Genomic DNA, 13352 nt, shown 5'->3' on the forward strand with positions numbered 1-13352 from the left:
TAAGAGGACAGAGATGACACAGCCATTGCCTGAAGCACTGGCAGCCTATTTCGCTGCCAAGAATTCACATGATATCGACGCGATGCTCCGCCCGTTTGCCGAGACTGCCATCGTCCGGGACGAGGGAAAGCAGATGAAGGGACGGGCCGAGACCCGCGCGTGGATGGAGGAGACGACCGCCAAATACCGGGTTACCGTGCAGGTGCAGAACGTCGAACAGACAGCCGATCGCTTCGCCGTTTCGGGGCTCGTCAGCGGCAACTTCCCCGGCAGTCCCGCCACCCTCGGCTTCCGCTTCGCGCTTGCCGACGGTCAGATATCTGCGCTGGAGATCGGCTGATGAGCATGGCACCAACATTTCCCATCATCCCGGGTGAATATGCGGGCAAGCGGGTGCTGATCACCGGCGGCACCAAGGGTGCAGGTGCTGCGATCCTGCGCCGCTTTGCTGCAGCGGGCGCGATGACCGCGGCGGCCGCCCGGTCATCGCGGCCGGATGACCTCGCGACCGATGTCTATGTCCAGGCCGACCTGTCGCAGCCGGATGGCGCTCCCGCACTCGCCAAGGCCGTGCTGGAGGCCTGGAGCGGTGTAGACATCCTCGTCCACACGCTGGGCGGCTCACGATCGCCGGGCGGCGGCTTTGCCGCCCTGACCGACGACCACTGGCAGGAGGAACTCAACCTCAACCTGATGCCCGCCGTGCGCCTCGACCGGCTGCTCCTGCCGCAGATGATCGAGCGTGGTCGTGGCGTCGTCATTCACGTGTCGTCGATCCAGCGGCGCCTGCCGCTGCACGATGCGACGATCGGCTACGCGGCGGCCAAGGCGGCGCTGTCCAACTACAGCAAGGCGCTGTCGAAGGAGCTCGGGCCGAAGGGCGTGCGGGTGACGGCGGTCGCGCCGGGCTGGATCCAGACCGAGGCGTCCCAGGCACTGGTGGCGCGCATCTCCGAGGCGGGCGGCATCGACGCCGAGGCGGCCCGACAGACGATCATGGATGCGCTCGGCGGCATTCCGATCGGCCGGCCGGCATTGCCGGAGGAGATTGCCGAACTCGTGGCCTTCCTGGCCTCCGATCGAGCCGCTGCCATCCACGGCACCGAGGTCACCATCGACGGCGGGACGATCCCGACAGTGTGATCAGGCGGCGTCTCGGTTCCGCCGAACAGGCTGTATGAGCACTTCCGCCGGAATGCCCAGTTCGCTGTGCAGCCGGCGGATCATTCCCAGGGTGAGCGGGCGTTTGCGGTTGAGGATCTCGGCCACTCGCCCCCGGCTGCCGAGGACCGGCTCCAGATCCCTGCGCGTCAGGCCCTGCTGTTCAATTCGAAACGCGATGGCATCAATCGGATCGGGCAGATCGACGGAGTGGTTGGCAAGCTCGTAGGCCTCGATCAGAGTCGCCAGGATATCCAGCCGGTCTCCGTCAGGCGTGCCACTCTCTGCACCCCAGAGAGCGCTCAGCGTGCCGATCGCTTCCTCATAGTCAGCTTCTGTCCGAATGGGCTTCAGGTCAGACATGATCCACCGTTGCTGCGTCAATTCTATCATAGTCGCGGTGTGTGCCGATCCATTTGATCCACACGAGGGATCGCCCGAAATCAACCGCTGCTATCAGACGATAGTCATTACCCTTGATGTTGAAGACAATCCGCTCCGCGTTGATGATGCTCGCATAGGCATATCGCTGCTTGACGTCGGCTCCCGACCTCCACTCCGCCCTGGTGACTTCGTGAAACCAAGCATCAAGCGCGGTCTTCAACGCAGTCCCGCCTTTCTGGCCCTTGGGGCTTTCGGCGAACTGCCTCAATGTCCGACGGGCGATGATCCTCATCGGAAAGACTATGCTCCCAAAGTGGGTGCAAGTAAATTGCTCTTCATCGGCCTGCCGGCCACATAGGTTTCGGTCACAGCGCGGTCGTCGCCCATCGTCTGCAGCAGGAAGAGCTCCTCCGGCAGCGTCTTTACCGTCTCCATCCGCAGGCGCATGGCCGGCGTCGCCGCGGCATCGAGCACGAGGAAATCGGCGTCGGTGCCGGGTTCCAGCGTGCCGATGCGATCGACCAGCGACAGCGCCTCGGCATTGCCGCGGGTCATCCGGTAGAAGCTGTCGAGCGGGTTCAGCCGTTCGCCGAGCAATTGCTGGATCTTGTAGGCTTCGTCCAGCGTCTTCAGCATCGAGTAGCTGGAGCCGCCGCCGATATCGGTCGCGACGCCGATGCGCACGGGCTTTTCGCGACGCTCCAGCGCCTTTAGCGGAAACAGGCCGGATCCTAGAAACAGGTTGGAGGTCGGGCAGTGGACGGCAACCGAACCGGTCTGCGACAGCACGTCCGTCTCGCGCTCCGAGAGATGAATTGCATGGCCGAGAAGCGTCTTTCGGCCAAGCAATCCGTAGCGGGCATAGATGTCGGTGTAGTCGCTGGCCTCGGGGAAGAGCTCGCAGGTATAGCGGATCTCCTCGTGATTTTCCGAGAGATGCGTCTGGATATGCAGGTCCGGATATTCCTGCGCCAGCGCCTGGACAGCGCTCATCTGCTCCGGCGTCGAGGTGATGGCAAAGCGCGGGGTGATGGCCACGTGGCTGCGACCCTTGCCGTGCCACTCTTCGATCACCGCGCGCGTCTCGTCATAGCCAAGCTGCGGCGTGTCGAGCAGTCCCTGCGGCGCGTGACGGTCCATCATCACCTTGCCGCCAATCATCAGCATGTTGCGGCGGGTCGCTTCCGCGAAGAAGGCATCGGCCGACGCCTTGTGAACCGAGCAGTAGGCGGCGACGGTGGTCGTGCCGTGACGCAGGAACTCGTCGTAGAAATGCGTCGCGATGCGGGCGGCATGAGCGCTTTCGACGAACCGGCATTCCTCGGGAAAGGTATAGGTGTTCAGCCATTCGAGGAGGTTGGCGGCATAGGAGGCGATCACCTGCATCTGCGGGAAGTGCACGTGAGTGTCGATGAGGCCCGGCAGGATGAGATGCGGACGGTGATCGACTTCCTCGACCGTCTCGGGCGCTCCGGCCTTCACCTCGGCATAGGCACCGACCGCCGAGATCCGACCATCCTCGACCAGCAGGCCGCCGTCTTCTTCGTAGAGATAGCTGCCGGTATCGGTGAGACTGGCAGGCGCCCGGTGAAACGAGAGAAGGCGGCCGCGCAGGAGAAGAGGCGTCATTATCGTGTGGCTCCGGCGCCGTCGACGGTGCTTTGGTACCACGCCGTCAGGAGCTTGCGCTCCTCGGGCGTGATGGCTGTGATGTTGCCGGGCGGCATGGCGTGGCTGCGGCCGGCCTGGATGTAGATTTCGTGGGCGTGGCGGGCAATATCGGCATCCGTCTCGAAACGCACCCCCTTCGGCGCAAAGCTGATCCCCTCCCAGACCGGCTCGGCGGCATGACACATCGCGCAGCGGCCCTGTACGACATCGCGAGCGGCGGCGAAATGCACGTCGCTGGCAAACCGCTGCTGGACGGGTGACAGCGCGACGTCGGTCTCGCCGGTCAGCACTTTCGGCACGGTCGACAGCCAGATGATGACGATGAACAGGATCACCGTCACCAGCCAGGTCCAGGTCGGCCGCCCCTTGCGGGCGTGGGTGGTGTTGAACCAGTGGCGGATGGTGACGCCCATCAGGAACACCAGTGCCGCAATCACCCAGCTGAACTGCGTCCCGAAGGCCAGCGGATAGTGGTTGGACAGCATGAAGAAGATGACGGGGAGCGTCAGGTAGTTGTTGTGCAGCGAGCGCTGCTTGGCGATGCGGCCGTATTTCGGATCCGGGGTGCGGCCGGCGATCAGGTCGGCGACGACGATCTTCTGGTTGGGAATGATGATCATGAAGACGTTTGCCGACATGATGGTGGCGGTGAATGCGCCAAGGTGCAGGAAGGCGGCACGGCCGGTAAACACTTGGCTGTAGCCCCAGGCCATCGCCACCAGCACGACGTAGAGCAGCGCCATCAGCCCCCAGGTGCTGTTGCCGATCGGCGACTTGCAGAGAAGGTCATAGACGATCCAGCCGAAGCCGAGCGAGGCGAGCGACAGACAGATGGCCTGCCAGGGCTGCAGGGCCATGCCGGCGTGGTCGATGAGGAAGAGGTCGGCGCCGCCGTAATAGACGATCGCCAGCATCAGGAAGCCGGACAGCCAGGTGGCATAGCTTTCCCACTTGAACCAGGTGAGGTGCTCCGGCATCTGGGCCGGCGCCACCAGGTATTTCTGGATGTGGTAGAAGCCGCCGCCGTGCACCTGCCACTCCTCGCCATAGGCGCCTGGCGGCAGATGCGGCCGCTTCACCAGCCCGAGATCGAGCGCGATGAAATAGAAGGACGAGCCGATCCAGGCGATGGCGGTGATGACGTGCAGCCAGCGCGCGGCAAAGCTCAGCCATTCCCAGGCGACGGCATATTCGTACATCCGGATTTCCCTCAACTCGTTCCCCGACGTCATAGTCTGGAAAAGATTCGCGGTCGAGGGAAGGGCCGGTGACGTGGAATCGCGGTCTTCCCGGCGTTTCGGCACGGCTCTTCGTCCCCGACAGCCCAAGCCGCCACGGGACGGCCGGCGTCCGGCGGGATGTTTTCATACCGTCCGCGAGCGCGGGCTTGGAACTTGGGCCCGGACGGGCTGTTGCAGCCGGGTGGTCTCAGCCACCCTGAATTGTGCGCCGCGATAGCGAACGGGTCAGCCCGGCATCCAGCGCATGGATAGGAAGAATGCAACGCAGCCGGTGAAGGCGAGATGTGCGGGGTTCGCCGGCGATGACATGCATTCATCGATGGAGAACAAGCTCATGCGCAGTATTCTGACGATCATGATGTTGATGGCCGTTGCCTCCAGCCCCAAGGCGCACGAAACGGCGACCGGCTGGCAATACGATGCCTATTGCTGCAACGGCAACGAACACAGCGGCGACTGCCAGATGATCTCGACCAGGAATGTCCGGGTAATTTCCGGCGGCTACGAGATCCTGCTGAGGCCTGGCGACCACCGGCTCATCACCCGCAACCACGATTTCAAGATCCCCCAGAGCCAGGCGCGGCGCAGCCGCGACGAGCAGTACCATCTCTGCCTCTATCCCAACGAGGACACGCTGCGCTGCTTCTACGCGCCGGACATGAGTTACTGAGCGGCGGCAGACAGGTCTGAAAGATAGGGCGGCAGGGTCTCCAGCAGCCACTGGCGGAAGGTCTGTACCTTAACCGATTGGCGGCGGCTTTTCGGTGAGATCAGCCAATAGCTCAGATCGTCCTTCTTGAACGCCTCGAAGGGCATAATGAGGCGGTCGGCCTTCAGCTCCTCGCGGTGAAGAAACGGGCTCAGCAGCGCAACGCCGTGACCGGCAATGGCGGCGCTGCCTTCCAGATCGAGCGCACCGTCGGCATCGATCGTGATGGTGCCGGGCAGGGGAGTGTAGATACCGTTCGACTGAAACCAGATCCCCCACCATTTGCTGCTGCCGCCGATCAGCGGCAGTTTCAGAAGATCCGCCGGGGTCGTCACGCCGCCGATTGTTTCAGCCAGCTTCGGGCTCAGCATGGGTGCATATTGCAGTCGGAACAGTTCATGCGCCACCACATCCGCTGGCGGTCGCTCGCCTCGCCAGATGGCGACATCGGCATTGTCGGCGCGAAAATCCACCGGTTTGTCGATGCGCAGAATGCGTACGGCCAGACCAGGATGCTGAAGCTGGAAGGCGCCGATATGGCGGGCCAGCCAATGGCTGGCAAAGGTGGGCGTCGAGCGGATCTCCAAAATGCCGCTCTCTTCCTGGCGGGCCTCTGCCATGGCTTCAGCCAGAAGACCAAAGGCTTCACTGACCTTCGGTGCCAGGCGCTCCCCTGTCTGCGTCAGGCTGATCCGTCGTGTCTGGCGGATGAACAGCAAGTCTTCGACATGCTCTTCCAGCAGTTTGATCTGGTAGCTGACCGCCGTCTGCGTCATGCCCAGCTCTTCGCCCGCGCGGGTGAAACTGCCAAGCCTTGCCACGGCGTCAAACACCCTGATCGCATTGAGCGGCAGCTTGCGCGACAGCTTCATGGATAAGCTCTCTTTCTGACCGGTCTCTCGGATTGAATTGGTGGACCGCAGGAAACGGGTGGTATGTCAGCGCAGATGGCAGCAATTGTCGAGCCATGCAGCAATAAAATGTCGTGTTGGAGGCCAAGATGGCGGTCTGGACCAGAGGTTCTGCCGGGTGGGTTTCTGCGTCTTGGATGCGGTTGGCAGTCCGTTTCCGGGCGGTGGTGGACATCAATCCATCAGGAGACGTGATCCAGGGTGTTGATGATGAAGCCGCTGACGCAGCACCCGAGGAGTTGCGTGACGACCTGGCGCTTTCGATGCCGGTGCGTCCGTCGGGTCGGCAGGAAGCATTTTGGCGGGACATGCAGCGTTCAAGGATCTTGCCGCGCTTCTGACAGGTTCAGCCGGTGGTTTTGCTCAGCAGCCGCGTCAGCAGTTCCGCAGCGACCAGGGCTGCGATGACCGCCGGACGCTTGTCGTGCACCGTCGATCCGCCCACGGGTAGAACGAGTGCATCGCTGGACACGGTGCCGTCGGTCTCGCGCGCCAGCCAGTTCTTGAACGTCGCACGCTTGGTGGCCGATCCGATCATGCCGACATAGGCGAGATCTCCGCGCGCCAGCGCCTGCCGGGCAATGAGGAAGTCCAGCGCATGGTCGTGGGTGAGGACGATCACCGCGCTCCCGGGCGCAAGTCCGTCCACCAGTGCTTCGGGCATGGCGGCAAGCATCTTTTCCACACCCTCGGGCACGTCGTCGAGGGCCGCCTGACGGGTCTCGACGACCGTAACCCGGAAAGGCAGCGGCAGGAGAGCCTCTGCCAGCGCCCGGCCGACATGGCCGGCACCAAAGAGCACGACCTGCGGGAAGCGTTCAGTCTCTGCTGCAAGACGGGCCTCGATCCCGGCGGTGAGCTCAGGTGTCATCGTCTGGAAGGTCAGGCGTGTCCGGCCGCCGCAACACTGGCCGATCTCCGGTCCGAGCGGCACGTCGAGTTCGCCCGTGCCGCCGCCGCCGCTCAGCATGTCCCTCGCATTGTCGATGGCCATGAACTCCAGATGGCCGCCGCCGATCGTGCCCCAGATGCCGGATGCCGAGACGATCATGATGGCGCCCGCTTCGCGCGGCGTGGAACCTCTTGCCTCGGAGACCGTGACGAGCACAGCCGCCGCCGTGCCGTCGAGGAACGTCCGCAAGGTCGAGATTGCGTTCATTGGCCATCTCGCCCGCGGGGGGAGGAGGGCGGCGGAAACCTCAGGCTTCGTCATCGTTCTGGATCGTGCCGTTGAGTTCGAAGCGGACGCCGTGCCGCTCGTAGGTCGTCTGACCGGTGCCGCCAAAGTAGTTGGCGACGATCTGGTCTGTCAGCCGGGTGCCGAAACCCCGCCTGGTCGGCGCCGCGACGGGCGGGCCTCCGGCTTCCACCCAGACGAACCTGAAGGCCGCCAGCTCGTCGACCGACCACGAGACGGACACTGTGCCGGCGGCGTTCGACAGGGCGCCGTGCTTCAGCGCGTTGGTGGCAAGCTCGTAGATGGCGAGCGAAAGGCCAACCGCCTGCTGCGGCTGGACGCGCACCGGCGGGCCGTCGATCGTCAGGCGTGCTCGGTCGTCGAGATGCGCGGCCATGCTTTCCAGCACGATGGCATCGACGGTCGCGCCATCGTCGGATTCATCGAGAAGGCTTTGCGCCTTGCCGAGTGCGGCGATCCGCTTGGCGACGGTATCGCGCGCTTCCTCAAGGTTGTTGGCATGGCGCATGGTGGCGCTGACGACGGCCGAAGTGACGGCCATGGCGTTTTTCACCCGATGCACGAGCTCGCGGCGCAGCAGCTCTTCCTTGCGCTTGCTCTGCACCAGCCGCGTCGTATCGACCGCGACGTCGATGATGCCGGCGATCTCGCCCGCATCGTCGAACAGAGGGCTGTAGGAGAAGGTCCAGAAGGTCTCCTCGAGGAAGCCATTGCGCTGCATCAGCAGCCGCAGGTTCTCGGTGAAGGTGCCGGAGCCGGACAGGGCCTGGTCGGCGAACGGCTTCACATCTTCCCAGACGTCCGACCAGATCTCGTGAAACGGCTGGCCGAGAGCGCCGACCTCCTTGTCGCCGAGGAAGGGCCTGTAGGCATCGTTGTAGATGATGTTGAGGTCGGTGCCCCAGAACAGGCAGATGGCGTGCTGCTGGTGCAGCATCATCTGGACGACGGCGCGCAACGAAGCCGGCCATGTGGCCATGGCGCCGACCGATGTCTTCGACCAGTCGAAGGCGCGGATAGCTCCGGCCATTTCGCCGCCGCCGTTGGGGAATTCAGACACGTTCGGCCTCGCCACATCACACTGGTTTTCTATAGCGTGCAATAGCGGGATGGCGCGAGCCTGATCTCAGGCTCATGCGGATTTTAAGCCGGGCGACCGTCCGGCGGTCACATCGCCTTCAGCCGCTCGACGGCCATCAGCACGCGTTCCGGCGTTGCCGGCGCGTCGAGCCGCGGACAGACGCTGTAATCGGCAATCGAGGCGACAGCCATGGAGATTGCCTCGAACACCGAGATCCCCAGCATGAAGGGCGGCTCGCCGACGGCCTTCGAGCGACCGATCGTCTGCTCACGGTTCTCCGACCAGTCGGCCAGCTTGACGTTGAAGATCTTCGGCCGGTCCGATGCCAGCGGGATCTTGTAGGTGGACGGCGCATGGGTGCGCAGCCGGCCCTTGGCGTCCCACCACAGCTCTTCCGTCGTCAGCCAGCCGACGCCTTGCACGAAGGCGCCTTCCACCTGGCCGATGTCGATCGCCGGGTTCAGCGACTTGCCCACATCGTGGAGGATGTCGGTGCGATCGACCAGGTACTCGCCGGTCAGCGTGTCGATCGAGACTTCCGAGCAGGCAGCGCCGTAGGCGAAGTAGTAGAACGGGCGCCCCTTGCCGGCGGCGCGGTCCCAGTGGATTTTTGGCGTCTTGTAGAAGCCGGCCGCCGACAGCTGAACGCGGTCGTAATAGGCGGCCCGCACCAGGGTGTCGAAGGGGACGATCTCTTCGCCGAACCGCACTTCGTTGGGCAGGAATTCGACCTCTGTCGATGTCACCTCGAACTGCCGGCAGGCGAAATCGATCAGCCGCTCCTTCAACTGCCGCGCGGCGTCGTAGGCGGCCATGCCGTTGAGGTCGGAGCCGGAGGAGGCGGCGGTGGCAGACGTGTTGGGCACCTTGCCGGTCGTCGTCGCGGTGATCTTCACCCGATCGATGTCGACGTTGAAGGTGTCGGCCACCACCTGCGCCACCTTGGTGTAGAGGCCCTGGCCCATCTCCGTGCCGCCGTGGTTCAGGTGGATCGAGCCGTCCTGGTAGATGTGGACGAGGGCGCCAGCCTGGTTGTAGGCGGTCATGGTGAAGGAGATGCCGAACTTCACCGGTGTCAGGGCGATGCCCTTGCGGATCACGGGGCTGTTTTCGTTGAAGTCGACGATCGCCTGGCGGCGCGCGCGGTAGTCGCTCGAGGCTTCCATCTCCTCGACCAGTTGCAGGATGATGTTGTCCTCGACCTCCTGGTGGTAGGGGGTCAGAGTGCGGTCGGAACCGGGCTGGCCGTAAAAATTCAGCTTGCGGATGTCGAGGGGATCCTTGCCGACCGCATAGGCGATCTCCTCGATGAACCGTTCGCCGCCAAGCATGCCTTGCGGGCCTCCGAAGCCACGGAAGGCAGTGTTCGAACAGGTGTGCGTCTTCAGCGGCTTCGACGTCAGGTGCACATGCGGGTAGAAATAGCTGGAATCGGCATGGAACAGCGCCCGGTCTGTGACGGGGCCGGAAAGATCGGCGGAAAAACCGCAGCGCGCGGCATAGGTGGCGTCGACGGCATGGATGCGGCCGTCCTCGTCGAAGGCGAGATCGTAGTCGACGCGGAAATCGTGGCGCTTGCCGGTGACGGCCATGTCCTCGTCGCGATCCGGCCGGAATTTGACGGCGCGGTTCAGTTTCTTGGCGGCCACCGCCGCCAGGCATGCGAACAGGTTGCCCTGGGTCTCCTTGCCGCCAAAGCCGCCGCCCATGCGCCGCGTATTCACGGTCACCGCATGATTGGCGCAGCCCAGCACATGCGACACCATGTGCTGCACTTCGCTCGGATGCTGGGTGGACGACCAGACGGTGATGTCCTCGTCTTCGCCGGGAATGGCGAGCGCGATCTGGCCTTCCAGGTAGAAATGCTCCTGGCCGCCGATGCGCATCTGGCCCTGGATGCGCAGGGGCGCCTTGTCGATCTCCGTCTTCGGGTCGCCGCGGGTCAGCGTCATCGGCTTGACGACCAGCGGCGCGTCGTTCTCCAGCGCGGCGTCGATGTCGGTCCAGTGCGGCAGATCGCGGTAGTCGATCTTCGCCAGCCGCGCAGCGCGGCGGGCCTGATCGCGGGTCTCGCCGATGACGACGAAGATCGGCTGACCGTGGAATTCGATCCTGTCGGTCGCCAGCAGCGGCTCGTCGTGCTGGCCCGTCGAGGCGATGTCGTTGATGCCAGGAATGTCGGCGGCGGTGATCACCGTGACGACGCCGGGTGCGGCGCGCACGGCGGCAAGATCAATTGCCAGGATATCGGCATGCGCGCGGTCGGCCATGCCGAGTGCTGCATGCAGGGTGCCGGCCGGCTCCGGCATGTCATCGATATATTCGGCCGTGCCGGTCACATGCTTGTGCGCCGAATCGTGGCGCAGCGGAGCGTGCATCGAACCGCTGATGGTGCTCTTCGCCTCGAAGGTGGTGTTATCCATCAGTCGGCTCCTTCGATGGGGTGGCATGATGGTGCGGAGGAAAAGCTGCCCCTCACCCTAACCCTCTCCCCGCGGGCGGGGAGAGGGGACTTGCCCCGTGCGACTTCAGCGTGTTCCGAGCGGGTGCGGTGTATCCCTTCGCCCCGTATGCGGGGAGAAGGTGCCGGCAGGCGGATGAGGGGCAGCGATGCGGTGTCAGACTTCATCTTCATGCCTCCTCGGCGTCGAAGCGCTGCAGTTCCTGCGGCTGGCCGGCCGTTTCGAGGAAGAACCGGGTGAGCAGGTTGCGGGCGGCAAGCGCGCGATATTCGGCAGTGGCCCGCCAGTCGGTCAGAGGCTGGAAATCCTCGGCCATCGCATCCTGCGCGGCGGCCACCTTGTTCCAGCTCCACGGCCGTCCGAGGAGTGCTGCCTCGACAGCTGCGGCCCGCTTCGGCGTGCCGGCCATGCCGCCAAAGGCGATCCTGCAGGTCTCGACGCAGCCTTCGGCGTCGATGGTGAGGTAGAAGGCGCCGCAGAGAGCCGAAATGTCCTCATCGCGGCGCTTGGAGATCTTGTAGACGGCGTAGAAGGCTTCCTCATCCGCGTGCGGCACGAAGATCTTCTCGAGGAACTCGCCGGGCTGGCGGTCCTGCTTGCCGTATTCGATGAAATACTCCTCAAGCGCCAGCGTCCGGACGCCGGATGCCGCGCGCAGCGTGACGGTCGCTCCAAGCGCAATCAGCGCCGGCGGCATGTCGCCGATCGGCGATCCGTTGGCGATATTGCCGCCGATCGTGCCCATGTTGCGCACCTGCTGGCCACCGATCCGGTCGATCAGCCGGCCGATCGCCGGGTGTTCGACACCGAGCACGTCGATCGCCTGGGCATAGGTGACGCCGGCGCCGAGCGTGATGCCGCGCTCGTCGGCAGTGACCGCCTGCAGGTCGGTGAGGTGGTTGATGAAGACGACCGGGTCGAGCCGGCGCATCTGCTTCGTAACCCAGAGACCGACATCGGTGGCGCCGGCGACGATGGTGGCGGTCGGCTCTGCGGCCAGCACGTCGGCCAGTGCCGCCAGCGTGCCGGGGATGATCGCCCGGCTGTCGTCACGGGCAACGGTAATGGTTTCGGAGGATGCGCGGATCGTCCACAGCTTCGACATGATTTCGGCGCGGTGGCGCTCGATCGGATCGAACAGCGCGCTTGGCCGCTCGGCCGCGACCTGCTCCGCCGCCCTGACGATCGGTTCGTAGCCGGTGCAACGACAGAGATTGCCCTGCAGGGCGTTTTCGATGTCTTCGCGGTTGGGCTCGCTATTTGCCATCCACAGGCCGTAGAGCGACATGACGAAGCCCGGCGTGCAGAAGCCGCACTGCGAGCCGTGACAGTCGACCATCGCCTGCTGCACCGGATGCAACCGTCCGTCCTGTCCCGCCAGATGCTCGACGGTCACCACATGCGTGCCGTGCAGGGAGCCGACGAAGCGGATGCAGGCATTGACGCTTTCGTAGCGCAGCGCCCCGCCGATCAGCCTCCCGACCAGCACCGTGCAGGCACCGCAATCGCCTTCCGCACAGCCTTCCTTGGTGCCGGTAAGCCGCTTCCGCAGGCGCAGATAGTCGAGCAGCGTCTCGGTGGCGGAGAAATCGCCGAGCGAGACCTCCTCGCCATTCAGGATGAAGCGGATCGCGGACGTCATGCGGTGTTCCCGTTGTGGCTCATTGGGCGGTCCAGCCGCCGTCGATGGAGATGTGGGTGCCGGTGATCTGTCGGGCCGCATCGCTGGCGAGATAGAGGGCCGTGGCCGCCACCTCCTCGATGCTGACGAACTGCTTCGTCGCCTGCAGACGGAGCATGACGTCCGTCTTGACCGCCTCTTCCGAGATACCACGTTCGCGCGCCGTGTCGGGGATCTGCTTTTCCACGAGAGGCGTCAGCACGTAGCCGGGGCAGATGGCGTTCACCGTAATGCCGAATTCGGCCAATTCCAGTGCGGCAGTCTTGGTCAGTCCGAGAATGCCGTGCTTGGCTGCGACATAGGCCGATTTGTATGGGGATGCAACAAGTGCGTGTGCCGAGGCGACGTTGATGATGCGGCCGGAATACGCACGGCCCGCGGCCTTCATCAGCGGGATGACGTGGCGCATGGTATGAAAAGCCGACGAGAGCAGGATGGCGATCAACTGATCCCACTTTTCGACCGGAAATTCCTCGATCTTCGCCACGTGCTGGATGCCGGCATTGTTGACCAGCACGTCGACGGTGCCGAAGGTCTCGGCTGCCATACGGATGAGATCGGCGATCTCGTCCGGCCTTGTCATGTCGGCCGGATGGTAGAGCGCGGCGCCACCACCCAGACCTTCGAGCTCGGTGCGCGCCGCCTCTATGTCTTCCGGCTTGCCGAAACCGTTGATGACGACATTGGCGCCCTCGGCGGCGAAGGCCCGGGCCACGCCGAGCCCGATGCCGCTGGTCGATCCCGTGACGACGACGGTTCTTGCCATGACCTGCCTCCGATGCGCGCATCGCCATGTCGACGCGACGCCTGAGGAAGGTTATGCGCAAAGGGCCGCCGCTGGCAACGGCCAGAA

14 protein-coding genes are annotated in these 13352 nt (G+C 64.3%); 4 read left to right on the forward strand and 10 right to left on the reverse strand.

Annotated elements, in window-relative coordinates:
- Window positions 1–13 precede the first annotated feature (13 nt).
- Window positions 14–340: a nuclear transport factor 2 family protein gene (locus ACR65N_RS09680; RefSeq protein ID WP_440456833.1), complete on the forward strand. Its 327-nt coding sequence runs from the start codon at window positions 14–16 to the stop codon at window positions 338–340.
- Window positions 340–1143, forward strand: coding sequence for an SDR family oxidoreductase (locus ACR65N_RS09685; RefSeq protein ID WP_440456834.1), 804 nt, complete (start codon window positions 340–342; stop codon window positions 1141–1143). The genes ACR65N_RS09680 and ACR65N_RS09685 overlap by 1 nt, the downstream gene beginning before the upstream one ends.
- Here the strand turns inward: ACR65N_RS09685 and ACR65N_RS09690 are convergent, their stop codons facing one another.
- The 4 genes from ACR65N_RS09690 to puuD are packed head-to-tail and all read right to left on the reverse strand — an operon-like array spanning window position 1144 to window position 4415.
- Window positions 1144–1524 carry a helix-turn-helix domain-containing protein gene (locus ACR65N_RS09690; RefSeq protein WP_430304272.1) on the reverse strand — a complete coding sequence of 127 codons (381 nt, stop codon included), beginning with the start codon at window positions 1522–1524 and terminating at the stop codon, window positions 1144–1146.
- The gene (locus tag ACR65N_RS09695; RefSeq protein WP_440456835.1) at window positions 1517–1837 is read right to left on the reverse strand and encodes a type II toxin-antitoxin system HigB family toxin; all 321 of its coding nucleotides are present in this window, start codon (window positions 1835–1837) and stop codon (window positions 1517–1519) included. The genes ACR65N_RS09690 and ACR65N_RS09695 overlap by 8 nt, the downstream gene beginning before the upstream one ends.
- An 8-nt stretch (window positions 1838–1845) precedes the next feature.
- The gene (gene guaD / locus ACR65N_RS09700; protein WP_440456836.1) at window positions 1846–3174 is read right to left on the reverse strand and encodes a guanine deaminase; all 1329 of its coding nucleotides are present in this window, start codon (window positions 3172–3174) and stop codon (window positions 1846–1848) included.
- Window positions 3174–4415 carry a urate hydroxylase PuuD gene (gene puuD / locus ACR65N_RS09705; protein ID WP_440456837.1) on the reverse strand — a complete coding sequence of 414 codons (1242 nt, stop codon included), beginning with the start codon at window positions 4413–4415 and terminating at the stop codon, window positions 3174–3176. Before puuD ends, guaD begins: the two co-directional genes overlap by 1 nt.
- 376 nt (window positions 4416–4791) lie before the next feature.
- Here puuD and ACR65N_RS09710 point away from each other — a divergent pair, with 376 nt between their 5' ends.
- On the forward strand, window positions 4792–5127 hold the full coding sequence (locus tag ACR65N_RS09710) for a hypothetical protein (RefSeq protein WP_430304267.1): 336 nt from the start codon (window positions 4792–4794) through the stop codon (window positions 5125–5127).
- On the opposite strand, the gene ACR65N_RS09715 is transcribed toward ACR65N_RS09710, so the two are convergent.
- Window positions 5121–6038, reverse strand: coding sequence for a LysR substrate-binding domain-containing protein (locus ACR65N_RS09715; RefSeq protein WP_440456838.1), 918 nt, complete (start codon window positions 6036–6038; stop codon window positions 5121–5123). The genes ACR65N_RS09710 and ACR65N_RS09715 overlap by 7 nt on opposite strands.
- A 128-nt stretch (window positions 6039–6166) precedes the next feature.
- Between ACR65N_RS09715 and ACR65N_RS09720 the strand changes: the two genes are divergently transcribed.
- Window positions 6167–6418, forward strand: a complete 252-nt coding sequence (locus ACR65N_RS09720; protein WP_440456839.1) for a hypothetical protein — start codon at window positions 6167–6169, stop codon at window positions 6416–6418.
- A gap of 5 nt (window positions 6419–6423) precedes the next feature.
- Here ACR65N_RS09720 and xdhC read toward each other — a convergent pair whose 3' ends face one another.
- From xdhC to ACR65N_RS09745, 5 genes are all read right to left on the reverse strand, one after another.
- Entirely contained in the window at window positions 6424–7227 is an 804-nt protein-coding gene (xdhC, locus tag ACR65N_RS09725; protein ID WP_440457309.1) for a xanthine dehydrogenase accessory protein XdhC, read from the reverse strand.
- A gap of 49 nt (window positions 7228–7276) precedes the next feature.
- Window positions 7277–8335, reverse strand: coding sequence for a sensor histidine kinase (locus ACR65N_RS09730; RefSeq protein ID WP_440456840.1), 1059 nt, complete (start codon window positions 8333–8335; stop codon window positions 7277–7279).
- 107 nt (window positions 8336–8442) lie between these two features.
- Entirely contained in the window at window positions 8443–10779 is a 2337-nt protein-coding gene (gene xdhB, locus ACR65N_RS09735; RefSeq protein ID WP_440456841.1) for a xanthine dehydrogenase molybdopterin binding subunit, read from the reverse strand.
- Window positions 10780–10987: 208 nt separating this feature from the next.
- Window positions 10988–12460: a xanthine dehydrogenase small subunit gene (gene xdhA / locus ACR65N_RS09740; protein ID WP_440456842.1), complete on the reverse strand. Its 1473-nt coding sequence runs from the start codon at window positions 12458–12460 to the stop codon at window positions 10988–10990.
- 19 nt (window positions 12461–12479) lie between these two features.
- On the reverse strand, window positions 12480–13265 hold the full coding sequence (locus ACR65N_RS09745; protein ID WP_440456843.1) for a 3-hydroxybutyrate dehydrogenase: 786 nt from the start codon (window positions 13263–13265) through the stop codon (window positions 12480–12482).
- Between the last annotated feature and the right edge of the window lie 87 nt (window positions 13266–13352).

This window comes from Rhizobium sp. SAFR-030 (assembly GCF_059415005.1).

Excerpts from the sequence above, each read along its gene's own strand:
- xdhA (WP_440456842.1), bottom strand. The coding sequence starts at position 12,460 with ATGACGTCCGCGATCCGCTTCATCCTGAATGGCGAGGAGGTCTCGCTC.
- guaD (WP_440456836.1), bottom strand. The coding sequence starts at position 3,174 with ATGACGCCTCTTCTCCTGCGCGGCCGCCTTCTCTCGTTTCACCGGGCG.
- ACR65N_RS09695 (WP_440456835.1), bottom strand. The coding sequence starts at position 1,837 with ATGAGGATCATCGCCCGTCGGACATTGAGGCAGTTCGCCGAAAGCCCC.
- ACR65N_RS09680 (WP_440456833.1), top strand. The coding sequence starts at position 14 with ATGACACAGCCATTGCCTGAAGCACTGGCAGCCTATTTCGCTGCCAAG.
- ACR65N_RS09745 (WP_440456843.1), bottom strand. The coding sequence starts at position 13,265 with ATGGCAAGAACCGTCGTCGTCACGGGATCGACCAGCGGCATCGGGCTC.
- xdhB (WP_440456841.1), bottom strand. The coding sequence starts at position 10,779 with ATGGATAACACCACCTTCGAGGCGAAGAGCACCATCAGCGGTTCGATG.
- ACR65N_RS09690 (WP_430304272.1), bottom strand. The coding sequence starts at position 1,524 with ATGTCTGACCTGAAGCCCATTCGGACAGAAGCTGACTATGAGGAAGCG.
- ACR65N_RS09710 (WP_430304267.1), top strand. The coding sequence starts at position 4,792 with ATGCGCAGTATTCTGACGATCATGATGTTGATGGCCGTTGCCTCCAGC.
- ACR65N_RS09685 (WP_440456834.1), top strand. The coding sequence starts at position 340 with ATGAGCATGGCACCAACATTTCCCATCATCCCGGGTGAATATGCGGGC.
- ACR65N_RS09720 (WP_440456839.1), top strand. The coding sequence starts at position 6,167 with ATGGCGGTCTGGACCAGAGGTTCTGCCGGGTGGGTTTCTGCGTCTTGG.
- puuD (WP_440456837.1), bottom strand. The coding sequence starts at position 4,415 with ATGTACGAATATGCCGTCGCCTGGGAATGGCTGAGCTTTGCCGCGCGC.
- ACR65N_RS09715 (WP_440456838.1), bottom strand. The coding sequence starts at position 6,038 with ATGAAGCTGTCGCGCAAGCTGCCGCTCAATGCGATCAGGGTGTTTGAC.